Source organism: Rhodococcus tibetensis (assembly GCF_024438035.1).
Taxonomy (GTDB): Bacteria; Actinomycetota; Actinomycetes; order Mycobacteriales; family Mycobacteriaceae; genus Rhodococcus_F; species Rhodococcus_F tibetensis.
Map to the genome: position 1 here is coordinate 62771 of NZ_JANFQF010000019.1, position 13176 is coordinate 75946.

Here is a 13176-nt window from a genome sequence, read left to right on the forward strand (position 1 = left end):
TCTCCCCGCCCCCCGGATCATTCGTTCGGCATCACCACAAATCACAACACTTCATGGTTGCATAGCTGTGCGGCTCTTTTGGGCGTATTTGCCCGCCGCAATTACCGGCGTTTCAGGTCGGCTGAGCTGTGGAAACTCGACCCATGACAGTGCACGCAACGAGACAAGCGCGCTGCACCCGCATCAGGGGCTGGTCCGGCAGCGTCGCAACTGGCCGGACAGGTATCGCTTGGCTCGGCGATGTCCACCCACGTTGTCGAGTTCGATGTCCAACGCGTTCAGGAGCGCCGCGAGCAGGCTCGCCTGCGGAGCCCAATCGTGCCGGCGACGGCACTGCGCGAGCCAATCGACCGGACCCGTGTGGCCACGGTCCGCGTTGCACCGCGGACACGCGGCGGCCTCGTTGGCCGCGATGCTGGGACCGCCTTTGAGTCTTGGCACCAAATGTTCGGTGGTCGGCGGGATCAGCGGTCCGAAACGACGACCACACCACAGGCATCGTCCACCCTGTCTGTCGACAGCGAGGGCAAGTCTGGCGGTGCGGTTCACCCCTCGATCGTGACCGAGCTGCTCGCCGATTGCCAGCGCCGGCCCGTCCGCGACCCTTCTCTCCCCTCTCCAGACGCCGTCAGAGAACCACCACCGGCGTCTGCGACTGCATCGGCTGTCGGAGGTATCAGGCGCTGCGTCGTGTCAGCTGCCAGCCACGGCGTGCAGCGATGAAGCCGGAGACCGCTCCAAGGACCGCGCTGACAATCAGGCCGGCCGCGAGAAACGGTATGGGGTTCACGGAGTCCATGTGTCCGGCGCTTCCCTCGGCGCCAAGCGGTTCGTAGCTCCCCACGTAGAAGCGCACCGGATACGACAGCCACCAGGCGAACAGGCCGGTGCACACCAAGCCCGCGGCGAGTCCGAGGGCCGTTCCGATCAGTATCAGTGTCCACACAAGATCAACTTCGCGATCGCCAGCTCATTTGTTACTGCGGTCTATCGTGCGAACGACGCCCGATGCCATTTCGTCTCGACCTGCGTAACCCTGAAAACTTCAGCTCCCGCGAACACGGAAAGCCCTGCTGCAGAGGATTACATCGGCTCAGGCTCCGCGTCATGGTGGAAAATGACCCGGCAGCGCCGTCGAGGACGTCGACGGTGTGTGCGATGAATAACGTCACGAGGGTCCTCCACTTCACCGCGACAGCCGACACCAGTCCACGGGATGAGTACGCCGAAATGCTTATCACGCAGTCCTTGCCGCCGGCGCGAAACGAGTACTCGTCGCCCCGACTTTGCCCGGCGCCATCAATGGCGGCGACCTGATCGGGACAGCGCCCGAGCCGCCTCTACCGCGCCCTGCTCCTGCGCGTCCAGTCGAGCACGCCGGACTCCGTCGTCGAATGGTTCGAGCGAGCGGGACCGGCTTCGGATGCCAAAACACATTTCGTCGATCGCGGCGTGGCAGCTCAGCCGAGTCAAATGCGGTTCTGGCTCCCAGCGGTGGACCCATGTGTTCGAGCAGGAGTTCACCGACCATGGTGCCGTACTGGGTCAGTACTTGAACCACCCGATCCACTGGAGTGTCGTGGACCGGTGGTTGGACCCCGAGTGCAGCGACATCATCGTTCGAGACCGCGTGTGCCATACGAATCGCCGATACCAGGTCGAGTTCTACCGGCCGGATCGGGCGGACCGCTCCTGCTATTTCGGTCGTTACGACATGGTCACCGTGTCGGCAATGCAGAATCGCCTCACCGGAGGGTGAGGACACTCTTCCCGACCGTTCGGCGGTGTTCCAGATCGAGCAGGGCCTCGGCCGCCGCCTCGAACGGGTACCGGTTCGGCTCCGGAATCGTCAACGCGCCCGACGCGAGTAAGGGACATAATTCGCTCCACTGCGCGGACAGCCGTCGGGGGTCCTCGGCCCACCACGAGCCCCACGCGACTCCGACTGCGGACGCGTTCTTCAGGAGCAGTCGGTTCACCTTCACCGAGGGGATGTCCCGGCCGGTGAAGCCCAGCACGAGAATCCTCCCGCCCGTCGCCAGGGATCGGACGCTGTCGGTGAAGCGATCCCCCCCGACGGGATCGACCACGACGTCCACCCCGCGGCCGTCGGTGATCGCGAGGACCTCGTCCCGCCAGTTCCCGGTGGTCACGACGTCGGAGGCGCCGAGCCTCCGCACGTACTCCGCCTTCTCCTCACTGCTGACGACCGCGATGGTCCGCGACGCGCCGAGGTGCGGCGCCAGTGTCAAAGCAGCGGTGCCGATGCCTCCCGCCGCGCCCTGGACGAGCACCGACTCCCCCGCCTCGAGGCGTCCACGACGTACCAGCGCGAAATGCACGGTGAGGTAGTTGAACAGCAGGGCGGCACCCGCGGCCATCGAAATCGCGTCCGGCAGGGAGAACGTCGTCTCCGGCAGCAGTGCGACCACTTCGGCCATCGCGCCGCCCACACCGGTCAATCCGACGACCCGGTCGCCCGGAAAATATCCGCTGCCGGCAGGCGCTGACCGCACGATCCCGGCGACCTCTCCGCCGGGGACGAAGGGCAGTTCCGGCTTGTACTGGTACCGGCCCTGCGTGAGAAGCAGATCCGGGAACGACACCCCGACCGCATGAACCTCGACGAGGATCGCGGATTCGTTCGCGACGGGTTCATCGACCTCGACCGGCGCGAGCGCCCGGGGACCGTCGAGCGCGGTGACCATCAATGCGCGCATGCGGTTGCCCCGTTCATGTGATCGGGAGTTCGCGGACGGCCGCTCGGCGCAGCTTGCCGACTTCGGTGCGCGGGAGGTCGGGCAGGAAGTCGACGACTTTGGGTGCCGCATAGGGTCCGACGCGCTGCGCGACGAGGTGTGTGAGTTGCGTGACGAGGTCGCTGTCGTCGGCCCGGGTGTCCGCGCGGACGACGACGGCCCGGACCACTCCGCCGCGGATCGGATCGTCGTACGCGACTGCCGCGGCATCGGCGACCGCCGGGTGCTGCAACAGGGCGTTCTCGACCTCGACCGGGCTGATGTTGTGCCCCGACGCGATGATCATGTCGTCGTCCCGGCCCAGTATCTGCCACCGTCCCCTGGGGTCTGTGACGGCTCGGTCCTCGGTGAGGAATACGTCGCCGCGCCAGCGGTCGGCCCACAGGTCGGGGGCGTTCTCGTAGCCGGTGGACATCTGGTGCCGGGGCTGCCGTACCGCGATCAATCCCGGTTGGCCGTCGGCTACCGGTTGTCCGTCGCGGTCGGCGAGGAAGGTGTCGAATCCCGGAATCGTGGCGGACATCCAGCCCGGGCCGGACCTCGTTTCGGTGCCCTGGGTGTCGCCCAGGAGCATGCCGACCTCGGACAGTCCGTACCCGTTGCGCACGGCGGGTGCACCGGTGCCGGCCCAGGCCGCGGCGACCGCTGCGGTGAGCGGTTCTCCGGCAGCGGCGACGGTACGGAGCGTCGGCGGCACCCCATCCTGCGCGAAGGTCGCCGTCAGTCGCCGCAACGCGGCCGGCGCGGTGGTGAGGATCGTAGCCTTCTCTTCCCGGATGACGCGATGCCAGGCGTCGGGGACGAACTTCCCCGAGTACATGACGCGCGGCACGCCCAGCGCCATGACGGCGGCACCGGTGCTGTACAGCCCGAACGCCCACGCCGGGTCCGATGTCGAGAAGACGACGCTGTCGCGGGTCGCCCCGAGGACGCTCTTCGCGTAGGGCATGACGGAGACGAAAGTGGCGTGGGTCATGGTGCACGCCTTCGGTGTTCCCGATGTTCCGCTGGTGAACAGCATGGTGGCGGTGTCCCCGAGTGCCGTGGTCGCGAGCGGGCCGTCGGCGTCGGCCCGCTCGATCTCGGTCCAGAAGGACCGGTCGTCCTTGCCGCCCGCGCCGTCGCCGACGACGAACACGGCGGGATCGAGTCCGTGGGTCGCCTGAGCCTCCGCGAGCGCAGGCCGGTACCGCTGATCGACCACGACCGCGCGGACTCCCGCCGCGTCGAGGCGCAGGCCGATCGCATCCGGGGCGAACCCGCCGAACAAGGGCACGTACACCAGCCCGGAGCGCCACACCGCCAGGGCGGTGATCCAACTCTCGACCTGTCGCGAGAGGAGTCCGCCGACGCGATCACCCCGCTTCAGCCCCGCGCGTGCGAACACCCGTGCCGCCTTGGCGGCGAGCCTGTCGAGTTCGCGGTACGTCCAGCGGTCGGCCGAGCCGTCCTCGTGCCGGACGGTCAGCGCCACCCGATTCGGGTCGGCCGCATAGCGGGTGCAGAGTTCGTGGGCCGTGTTGAAGTCGCCACCGAACGGGTCGCGGTCCAGCAGGGATTCGATGTCCTGCCAGGCACCGGCGAGTGCGGACGTTGCGAGTCTGTCGAAAGACATCAGTGATTCACCTTTGCAGTTTTCGTCAGGGTCAGGACCAGGACCGTGATGGCGCACGCCGCGGCGATGTAAGCGGCCAATGCCCACGAACCGTCCGTCTCGGCAGCGATCGCCACCGCGATGAACGGAGCGGGAGCACTGAACACGACACCACCGAACTGATAGGCGACGGACGCGCCGGTGTACCGGACTTCGGCCGGGAACAGACCGGTGACGTATCCGGCCACCGCGGAATAGGTGACGGCGTGACCGATGGTGATGATCAGAATCATCGCCAGCAGGACGGCGAGACCCACACCGGTCGACAGCAACCAGAAGAACGGATACGCGATCGCGGCCATGTAGAGGGACCCGTAGATCAACATCTTCCGTGCTCCGATCCGGTCCGCGATCATCGACGCGTAGGGCACCGACAGGATGTCGAGGACACACGCGACGAGGATGCTCAACAGAATCGTCTGCCGCGAGATGCCGAGTTCCTTCGGACCGTACGACAGCACGAAGACGGTGACAAGGTAAAACGGCACGAGGGAGGCGGCCTGGGTGAGAATCCCGACGCCCAGCGCGCGCTTCTCACCCCGCAGGACCGCGAGGATCGGGAAGTCGGCAATCTTCTTGTTGCGCTTGACGTTCTCGAACTCCGGCGATTCGACGACCTTCAGTCGCACGTACATGCCGACCGCGACCAACCCGGCACTGGCCAGGAACGGAAGCCGCCATCCCCACGCCTGTACCTGGTCCTCCGGAAGCTGCTCGACCAGGAGGAACGCGAGCGTCGCGAGAACGAGTCCGGCTGGCACGCCGGCCTGCGGCCAACTGCCGTAGAACGCCCGCTTCTCGCGCGGTGCGTGTTCGACTGCCATCAGCACCGCGCCGCCCCATTCTCCGCCGACCGCGAAGCCCTGTGCCAGGCGCGCGAGGACGAGCAGCACGGGCGCCGCGAGACCGATGGCTCCGTAGGAGGGGATCAGTCCGATCGCGACAGTCGACGACCCCATCAGCACCAGGGAGAACACCAGCATCTTCTTGCGGCCGATCCGGTCTCCGAAGTGCCCGAAGACGATCGCGCCTGCGGGACGCGACACGAACGCGACACCGAATGTCGCGAAGGCTGCCAGCGTTCCCGACAGCGGACTCAATGACGGGAAGAACGCCTTCCCGAATACCAGGGCGGCCGCGGTCCCGAAGATGAAGAAGTCGTACCACTCGATTGCCGTTCCGACGAAGGACGCGAAGGCAACCTTCCGGGGTTTGACCCGAGTGACCTCCAGGTCGTCGATAACTCTCATATCGAATCTCCCTCGCTGTTGATGTGGGGCGGTGCGGCTGCCATGTGTCGATCCGGTGCCACTGCGGTGTGATCGGGTCCTCGGGCCTCGTCCGGGGTTCGCTGATCGGACATAGTCCGTGCCGTCACCCAGTGTGGCCACGGTCACAGGTCTAGCACATCCCGGACGTCGTCCGCAAGACTTTTTGTACCGATCGATCCACTCGATGACTTCGTCCAATAATCGAGCATACGTGCCGTTTAACGAGACTTTATCGAAGGACCTGGACTATTCTTGGATCGATCAGTACATTTCCGTGCATGAACGAGAACGATCACGACGACCCCCGCGTCGCGCTGGTCTCCGGCGGCTCCCGCGGCATCGGAGCCGCCGTCACCACGGCCCTGACACAGCGCGGTTGCCGGGTGGGATGCACGTACCGAACCAGACGTGACGACGCCGAGAAGCTCGCCGCGGACGCTCCCGAACAGGTACTCCCGATCCACTTCGACCTGCACGACGACACCACCGCGCCCACGGCGGTGGAGCGCGTCGTCTCCCACTGGGGCCGCCTCGACTCGCTCGTCCTGAACGCGGGCCAGTGGTCGGGCGGGCGGCTCGTCGAGACGGACCCGGACGCCTGGTGGAGCGTGATAGAGACGAACCTCCGCGGCACCGTCGCCCTCGCCCGGGCCGCGCTACCCCACCTCGTGCACGGCAGGACACCGAGCATCGTGCTGGTGTCGTCGGTCGTCGGCGTGATCGGTCACGCGGGCGACACCGCGTACGCGGGTGCGAAGTCCGCGATGATCGGCTTCGGCCGGTCGCTCGCCAAGGAGGTCGCGCGTGACGGCATCCGGGTCAACGTGCTGGCCCCCGGCTTCGTCACCACCGACATGACCGATGCGGTGCCCGAGTCCGCACGCCGGCGCATCGAACGAGAAACCGTCCTCGGCCGATTCGGAACCGTCGACGAAATCGCCAAGGCCGCAGTCTTCCTCAGCGAAGACGCCACATTCTGCACAGGCTCCGTCCTCACCGTCGACGGTGGCTGGGCGCTGTGACACACCACGACCAACAACGAAAGGAAGCAACACCATGACCGCGACACTCACGCATTCAATCGGCATTCCGGAGTCGGAGTACCTGGCGCTCCGGGACCGCATTTTCGAGGCGATCTGGTCCGAACTCGATCCGCTCGAACAGCGGATCGAGGACGACGAGCAGGTTCCGCACGACATCGTCATGCCCATCCTCGAGCGGATCGGCGCTCTCGGCCTGCTCGTCCCCCGCGAGTACGGCGGCAGCGGCCTCTCGATCGCCCAGTACCTGCCGATCATCGCCGAGTTCGCCAAGGTGCAGGGCGGGCTCCGGGTCATCGTCCACGTGCACAACTCCTTTGCCCACGCGCTCTCCGAGATCGGCAGCGACCGGCAGAAGGCGGACGTGCTGCCGGGCGCGGCCACGGGCCGGAACTCGGTCGCGTTCGCGCTGACGGAGCCGGGTTTCGGGACCGGCGCGGACCTCGGGTCGACCGCGGTGCGCGAGGGCGACGACTACGTCCTGAACGGCGAGAAGTGGTTGATCACCAACTCGGACATCGCTTCTCACTTCATCGTCTTCGCGAAGACGACCGCCACCGACGTCTCCGCGTTCCTCGTCCCCCGCGAGACCGACGGTCTCTCGATCGCAGCGCTCCCCGAGACGATGGGGTGCAAGGGCACCGAGCACGGTCGCGTCACCCTCGACTCCGTCCGGATTCCCGCCACCGCGCTCGTCGGCGCCGAAGGGCAGGGCAACGAGCACCTCGAACGCGCACTCGAGATCAGCCGGGTGTTCATCGCGGCAAGCTCCCTCGGCACGTCCGAACGCGCCCTCGAACTGTCGATCGCGCACGCGAAGAGCCGTGTCACGTTCGGCAAGCCGATCGGCACACGGCAGGCCATCCAGCGTTACCTGGCGGAGATGGCCACCGATGTGTACGCCTTGCGCGGGATCCTCGCCGACGCAGCACAGAAGTGGGATGCCGGCGAACGGATTCCCGCCGAGGCCAGCATGTGCAAGCTGTTCGGCCTCGAGGCCGTCGGCCGGGTGACCGACCGGGCACTGCTCATCCACGGCGGAATCGGATACACGCGCGCGCATCCGATCGAGCGCCTCTACCGGGACGCCCGCCTCAACTGGCTCGAGGAGGGGACCCCGACGATCCAGTACCTGGTCACGGCGGGACGACTGCTCGACGGGTTCGCGTTCTCCGACGCCTTCGAGACGTCGCGTAAGCCCTGACATCCGCACGACAGCCGTCCTGCGGTCGGAAACGGCCGCAGGACGGCACAACTCTTCCGAAGGAGAAGAACAATGACGGACCACGACCCCACCGTCCTCGTTGCGGGGGCCCGAACCCCGTTCGCACGTTTCATGGGATCGCTGTCGAGCCTGAGCGCCCCGGAACTGGGTAGCCACGCGATCGGTGGTGCGCTGGAATCCGCCGGTGTCGCCGCACGCGCCGTCGACCACGTCGTCATGGGCCAGGTGCTCACAGCAGGCAGCGGCCAACTGCCGGCGCGCGTCGCGGCGGCGGCCGCCGGAATCCCCATGACGACACCGGCACTGAACATCAACCGGATGTGCCTCTCCGGAATCGACGCGATAACGCTGGCGCACCAGATGATCATCGCCGGCGACGCGGACATCGTGGTCGCCGGCGGTCAGGAATCGATGAGCGATGCGCCGCACCTCCTGAGGAACAGTCGTCGTGGGCACAAGTACGGCGACACCGTCCTGATCGACCACCTCGCGTTCGACGGGCTCCAGGACGCCTTCACCGGGTCTTCGATGGGGGCACTGACCGAGTCGAGGAATTCCGCGTACGGGGTCACCCGGGAGGCCCAGGACCATTGGGCCGCACGATCGCACCGTGCGGCGGCACGCGCGCGCAAGGACGGCGTCTTCGCGGCCGAGATCGTTCCCGTTCCGATCACGTCCAGCCGGGGTGAGACGACCGACGTGAGCCACGACGAGGGCATCCGGGCCGACACCTCGGCAGCGGACCTCGCCGGTCTGCCTCCGGCTTTCGCCGCAGGCGGCTCGCTGACGGCAGGGAACTCGTCACCGATCTCCGACGGTGCCTGCGCCGTCGTGGTCACGCGGAAGTCGACGGCCGTCCGGCTCGGCCTGTCATGGCTGGCCGAGATCGGATCACGCGCCGTGGTCGCCGGGCCCGACTCGGGTCTGCACGAGCAGCCGTCGAACGCCCTCCAGGCCGCGTGTCGACGCGAAGGGATCGCGCCTCGCGACCTCGATCTCGTCGAGATCAACGAGGCATTCGCCGCCGTCACACTCGTCTCATCCGCACGCCTCGGTCTCGACGCGGACCGGGTGAACGTCAATGGCGGCGCGATCGCGCTCGGCCACCCGATCGGCGTCTCCGGGGCACGGATCGTCCTGCACCTCGCGCTCGAATTGCGACGCCGCGGCGGTGGCGTCGGCGCAGCGGCCCTGTGCGGGGGCGGCGGCCAGGGGCAGGCCCTGATCGTGCACGTCGCACGCTGATCGCGGACCGGCAAGAACGCGGAGGTATCACGCCGATGAGCACCAAATACGACCTCAACCGCGCCGAGATTCTGCGCGTGTCCGCCGAGCTGTTCGCGAGGTCGGGCTACCACGGCACCGGGATCGCCGACCTGGGCACGGCGGTGGGGCTCCGCCGCGGGGCCCTCGACCACTACATCGGCAGCAAGGGGGAAGTCCTGTTCGCGATCAGCAGCCGGCAACTCGCGCAGATGAACGAGTTGGCCGACGAGCTCGCCCTGACCGAACCGGATCTGGAGCGCCGCCTCCGCGGTCTCGCGCGGCCCTGCTCCGCAACCTCGCCGAACACCGCGCGGAGTGGACGGTGTTCTTCCGCGAGTATCACGCCCTGACCGGTGAGCGACGTGCGCGGGTCGTCGCGGCACGCGAACGGTACGAATCGCATTGGCGGCACGCGTTCGACCAAGGCGTCCAGGCGGGGTGTTCACACTGTTACCGCCGTTGACGATCAAGGGTGTGCTCGGCATGTTCAACACAGCTACCTCTGGCTCACCGCCGACGGCGCCCGCACCCCGAGGAGATCGCCGACGGGTTTCTCGACGCCCTGATCACCGGGCTCGCCGCGCCGAACCCGTGACCCGGGCCGTCTAGACTCACACCTTCGACCGCCGGGAGACAGAGGGGCCCTTCGATGAGCGACAAGTACGACGCCAACCGGGACCGAGTCCTGCAGGTGGCCGCCGAATTGTTCGCGAAGTCGGGCTACCACGGCACCGGGGTCGCCGAGATCGGTGAGGCCACCGGACTGGGCCGGGGCGCGCTATACCACTACATCGGCAGCAAGGAGGCAATCCTCTACGAGATCAGCAGCCGGCAACTCGCGCAGATGAACACGGTGGCCGACGGACTCGCGCTGTCCGAGGCCGATCCGGAGAAACGGCTGCGCGGTCTTGCACGTGCACTCATGCGGAACATCGCCGAGCACCGTGCGGAGTGGACGGTCTTCTTCCGCGAGTACCACGCCCTGACCGACGTGCGTCGAGATCGCATCATCGCGGAACGTGAACGCTACGAATCACATTGGCGGAACGCGCTGGCGGAGGGCATTCGCGACGGACAGTTCCGTCCTCTCCCACGGCTGATGGTCAAGGGCCTGCTGGGCATGTTCAACTACAGCTACCTGTGGATCACACCGACCGGCGCCGAGACTCCCGAGGAGATCGCGGACGAGTTCCTCGACGCCGTCGTCACGGGGATGCGGGCGTGAGGCGCTTCGCGCCCGTGAGTGGTTAACGAGTGCAGGGACTCGTTAACCACTCACGGGCGGCGGAGCCGCTGACTTGGACGCACCAAGCCAGTGAGGACTATCCTCGTCGCATGAGTCCGTCGCCGGCCACCCCTGCCCGTTGCTCCATCGCGCGCACCCTCGCAGTCCTGGGGGACAAGTGGACGCTGCTCATCGTCCGCGACGCCTTCTGGGGCCACAGTCGGTTCTCGGAGTTCACCCGCAGCCTCGGGGTGGCGTCCGATGTGCTCACCGCACGGTTGGCGATGCTCGTCGACGAAGGAATCCTCGAACGCCGCGCCTATCGCCAGGAAGGGTCGCGGGAACGTCAGGAGTACGTTCTGACCGAGAAAGGCAAGCAGTTGCACGTCGTTATCGGGGCACTGGGCCAGTTCGGTCGCGACCATCTGCCGCGTCCGGGTAGCACCTCCCCCGAGTACACCGACGAGACCACCGGCGAGGCCGTGTCCCTGGCGTTCGTCACCGACGACGGTCGACGCGTGAGCGCGTCCAGCCTTCATGTCCAGCAATCTGATCCGGCTTTGACGGCCGGCACACAGGGTTAGTCCTCGTCGATCGCAGCCCATTCTGTCCGTGAAACTCCCTATGCCTTGACGAGAAGTGCCTCCCCGCACAGCAACTCGAGGGCGGCAGCTCACAGGCGCATGGGTAACTCGTGCAGCCCGGCAGAGGTGCCTCGTCATACCCATGCTAACTTGGTATTTCCAAGTTAGAAAGAATTGAGGCAAAATGACAGTGCAACACGGAGTTCGCGCAGTCGAGAATTTCTGGGCCCGGGTGTGGCAGTCACCCCAGAATCCCCACGCGATCGACGAACTCGTCGTCGATGATTTCGTCATCGTCACCGGCGGACAGGCGATCCGCGGCCGAGCCGACTTCAAGGAATGGGTGCTCAATTTCCAAGCCACTGTCGAGGATCTGGAGTTCATCGCCATCGAGACCTTCCAAAACTCGGACGGTTCGCGCGTCGCCTCGCTCTGGGAAATGACCGGGCGTAACCGCGGCATCATGGGCACCGAACCGGACGGGCAACCCATTCATCTGACGGGCACCGCTGTGTGGAACGTCCGCACCGATGGGATGCTCGAGTCCAACCGCGTCGAGCGCAATGCATGGGAGCTGTACCGGCGGCTGACGGCCTAGGATTCACTCCACTCACGGCGCCGAAGACGATTTGTCGTGGCGTGACTCGTCCAGCCACGACCTCCGACTCCCCTGCTCATCGCGGCGATACCCAACCCGGTGACGTGAGGTTCCCCTCCTCACGTCACCGGAGCAGTCTGCAGCCCGTGTCCAATCCAGCCTACCGCCGAGCCGGAACCGTCCTGTGCGTTCGCCGGTCCCCATCGACCGACGATCCCAAGGAGCGCTTACATGCACCTCAGGTTGCAACCGCACACGGCTCGGGTTATACCCACAAGAAGCACAGAAACCACCGGTGCAGCATGCGTTTTGGAATCGAGCGGGCCCTTACCCACTACCTGGCAGACACCGCCGCAACAACTCCGCTGCCGAAAGCCAGTCCAATGTCATTACCTCCCCTGAGCGCTCCTCACCAACACATCCGCGAACTTTAGCCTCGAAGTCCTCGCTGGATGCAGGCCTACGCGGATGCCCCATCGGGAGTTCCTCTACCGCTTCGACCTGTGATCCGTCACTGAACTCGACAGTTACCCTGCAGTTGCCGGCGAGTACCCCATCCCCCTCAGGATCAGCTATCAGGCCGATGCGGTCAAGGATGCTCCGCACCTCCGGGCGCTGTACAGCAGTATCCGTGAAGCTTGTGATATCGGGGAACCCGTCCAACAGGGTGGCGGCTATGCCGTAATTCAGCGAAAACTTGCCTTCCAGACCCGTACTCGGATAGTCGTGAATCAACGGTAGAACTGCACTCCGTGGAGTGTGCAGTCGTATGCGGGCAATCTCGTCGATCGGAAGCGCACCCAGCGACCGAATCGCGGTGATAGGGCGCTGAAGGGCGTAACAGCACGGATGAAGCTTTAGCCCCAGACCATCCGGAATGGGGGGACCTGCAAGTTGCGGGGAGTTCCGGCCTCCGACGAGCCGAAACCACTCATCGACAGCGCGCGGGTCGGCAGTCGCGCCTGCTGCGGCGAGTCGGGCTGCACGTACGCCGGCATCCGCAGCGAATCCCACCTGCATCGGCTTGCCTGCGGTGCCAAATGCTTGACGGACACCGCCCGCGGCGGGAACAGCGTGCGCCATCGCTGTAGCAACGCCGTCCGAGTCGAGCCCGAGAGACAGCCCCGCTGCGACAGCAGCCGCGATGGCACCGACCGTCGCGGTGGAATGCCATCCCTGCGTGTAATGGTTCCAACCGAGAGCGCTACCAAGGCGCGCCATCACGCCCGCCGCCGCTAGGTACTCTCGCGCACCACCGCCCGCTGCCAAGGTGGCGGGTACGCACACCACACTGATGTGCGTCGTGGACGGTATGTGCAGATCGTCGAAATCGAGTACGTGCCCGACCGTTGCCCAACGCAGCGCAGCCGGCAGGCCATCAGTCCACGCCGCTACCGGATCATCGAGTGCCGCAAGGGTAACGGTGACGGTATCAATCAGAGCACGTTGCGCAAGCTCGAGATCTGCGGACGTTGGGTCGATACCGGCAGCCCATCGTGCGAGATCACGCATGCTGACGACGCTCGACTCCTGCACCGCACCAGTCATTACCCA

Annotated in this window: 13 protein-coding genes and 1 pseudogene; 8 read left to right on the forward strand and 6 right to left on the reverse strand. The window is 66.2% G+C overall.

The features are described 5' to 3' along the window. Positions 1–183 precede the first annotated feature (183 nt). Both NOF53_RS20495 and NOF53_RS20500 read right to left on the reverse strand, forming a co-directional pair. Positions 184–549, reverse strand: coding sequence for an HNH endonuclease (locus tag NOF53_RS20495; protein WP_308213850.1), 366 nt, complete (start codon positions 547–549; stop codon positions 184–186). Positions 550–676: 127 nt separating this feature from the next. After that, complete coding sequence (locus NOF53_RS20500; protein WP_255972131.1) at positions 677–946, reverse strand: hypothetical protein; 270 nt, start codon at positions 944–946, stop codon at positions 677–679. A gap of 477 nt (positions 947–1423) precedes the next feature. On the opposite strand from NOF53_RS20500, the gene NOF53_RS20505 reads away from it, so the two are divergent. After that, complete coding sequence (locus tag NOF53_RS20505) at positions 1424–1759, forward strand: Dabb family protein (protein ID WP_308213851.1); 336 nt, start codon at positions 1424–1426, stop codon at positions 1757–1759. Here NOF53_RS20505 and NOF53_RS20510 read toward each other — a convergent pair. The 3 genes from NOF53_RS20510 to NOF53_RS20520 are packed head-to-tail and all read right to left on the reverse strand — an operon-like array spanning position 1746 to position 5663. Further along, positions 1746–2720, reverse strand: coding sequence for an NADPH:quinone oxidoreductase family protein (locus NOF53_RS20510; RefSeq protein WP_255972133.1), 975 nt, complete (start codon positions 2718–2720; stop codon positions 1746–1748). The two genes, NOF53_RS20505 and NOF53_RS20510, sit on opposite strands and share 14 nt — an antisense overlap. A gap of 13 nt (positions 2721–2733) precedes the next feature. Further along, positions 2734–4374: an AMP-binding protein gene (locus tag NOF53_RS20515; protein WP_255972135.1), complete on the reverse strand. Its 1641-nt coding sequence runs from the start codon at positions 4372–4374 to the stop codon at positions 2734–2736. After that, the gene (locus NOF53_RS20520; protein ID WP_255972137.1) at positions 4374–5663 is read right to left on the reverse strand and encodes an MFS transporter; all 1290 of its coding nucleotides are present in this window, start codon (positions 5661–5663) and stop codon (positions 4374–4376) included. The genes NOF53_RS20515 and NOF53_RS20520 overlap by 1 nt, the downstream gene beginning before the upstream one ends. Before the next feature lie 299 nt (positions 5664–5962). On the opposite strand from NOF53_RS20520, the gene NOF53_RS20525 reads away from it, so the two are divergent. The 7 genes and pseudogenes from NOF53_RS20525 to NOF53_RS20555 all read left to right on the forward strand — a co-directional run bounded on the left by NOF53_RS20525 (position 5963) and on the right by NOF53_RS20555 (position 11622). After that, complete coding sequence (locus NOF53_RS20525; protein ID WP_255972140.1) at positions 5963–6706, forward strand: SDR family NAD(P)-dependent oxidoreductase; 744 nt, start codon at positions 5963–5965, stop codon at positions 6704–6706. Between the two features lie 34 nt (positions 6707–6740). Further along, complete coding sequence (locus NOF53_RS20530; RefSeq protein WP_255972142.1) at positions 6741–7928, forward strand: acyl-CoA dehydrogenase family protein; 1188 nt, start codon at positions 6741–6743, stop codon at positions 7926–7928. Positions 7929–8000: 72 nt separating this feature from the next. After that, a complete protein-coding gene (locus NOF53_RS20535; RefSeq protein WP_255972144.1) occupies positions 8001–9194 on the forward strand; it encodes an acetyl-CoA C-acyltransferase in 1194 nt (397 codons plus the stop codon). 35 nt (positions 9195–9229) lie between these two features. Further along, positions 9230–9810 (forward strand): annotated as a pseudogene (locus tag NOF53_RS20540) (TetR/AcrR family transcriptional regulator). Positions 9811–9864: 54 nt separating this feature from the next. After that, complete coding sequence (locus tag NOF53_RS20545) at positions 9865–10440, forward strand: TetR/AcrR family transcriptional regulator (RefSeq protein WP_255972146.1); 576 nt, start codon at positions 9865–9867, stop codon at positions 10438–10440. Between the two features lie 110 nt (positions 10441–10550). Next, positions 10551–11024 (forward strand): winged helix-turn-helix transcriptional regulator, encoded by a 474-nt coding sequence (locus NOF53_RS20550; protein WP_255972149.1) that lies wholly within the window; start codon positions 10551–10553, stop codon positions 11022–11024. Positions 11025–11208: 184 nt separating this feature from the next. Continuing rightward, positions 11209–11622, forward strand: a complete 414-nt coding sequence (locus NOF53_RS20555) for an ester cyclase (RefSeq protein ID WP_255972151.1) — start codon at positions 11209–11211, stop codon at positions 11620–11622. 327 nt (positions 11623–11949) lie between these two features. Here the strand turns inward: NOF53_RS20555 and NOF53_RS20560 are convergent, their stop codons facing one another. Further along, a complete protein-coding gene (locus NOF53_RS20560; protein WP_255972153.1) occupies positions 11950–13170 on the reverse strand; it encodes an MmgE/PrpD family protein in 1221 nt (406 codons plus the stop codon). Positions 13171–13176 lie beyond the last annotated feature (6 nt).

Excerpts from the sequence above, each read along its gene's own strand:
- NOF53_RS20505 (WP_308213851.1), top strand. The coding sequence starts at position 1,424 with ATGCCAAAACACATTTCGTCGATCGCGGCGTGGCAGCTCAGCCGAGTC.
- NOF53_RS20510 (WP_255972133.1), bottom strand. The coding sequence starts at position 2,720 with ATGCGCGCATTGATGGTCACCGCGCTCGACGGTCCCCGGGCGCTCGCG.
- NOF53_RS20515 (WP_255972135.1), bottom strand. The coding sequence starts at position 4,374 with ATGTCTTTCGACAGACTCGCAACGTCCGCACTCGCCGGTGCCTGGCAG.
- NOF53_RS20520 (WP_255972137.1), bottom strand. The coding sequence starts at position 5,663 with ATGAGAGTTATCGACGACCTGGAGGTCACTCGGGTCAAACCCCGGAAG.
- NOF53_RS20525 (WP_255972140.1), top strand. The coding sequence starts at position 5,963 with ATGAACGAGAACGATCACGACGACCCCCGCGTCGCGCTGGTCTCCGGC.
- NOF53_RS20530 (WP_255972142.1), top strand. The coding sequence starts at position 6,741 with ATGACCGCGACACTCACGCATTCAATCGGCATTCCGGAGTCGGAGTAC.
- NOF53_RS20535 (WP_255972144.1), top strand. The coding sequence starts at position 8,001 with ATGACGGACCACGACCCCACCGTCCTCGTTGCGGGGGCCCGAACCCCG.
- NOF53_RS20545 (WP_255972146.1), top strand. The coding sequence starts at position 9,865 with ATGAGCGACAAGTACGACGCCAACCGGGACCGAGTCCTGCAGGTGGCC.
- NOF53_RS20550 (WP_255972149.1), top strand. The coding sequence starts at position 10,551 with ATGAGTCCGTCGCCGGCCACCCCTGCCCGTTGCTCCATCGCGCGCACC.
- NOF53_RS20555 (WP_255972151.1), top strand. The coding sequence starts at position 11,209 with ATGACAGTGCAACACGGAGTTCGCGCAGTCGAGAATTTCTGGGCCCGG.
- NOF53_RS20560 (WP_255972153.1), bottom strand. The coding sequence starts at position 13,170 with ATGACTGGTGCGGTGCAGGAGTCGAGCGTCGTCAGCATGCGTGATCTC.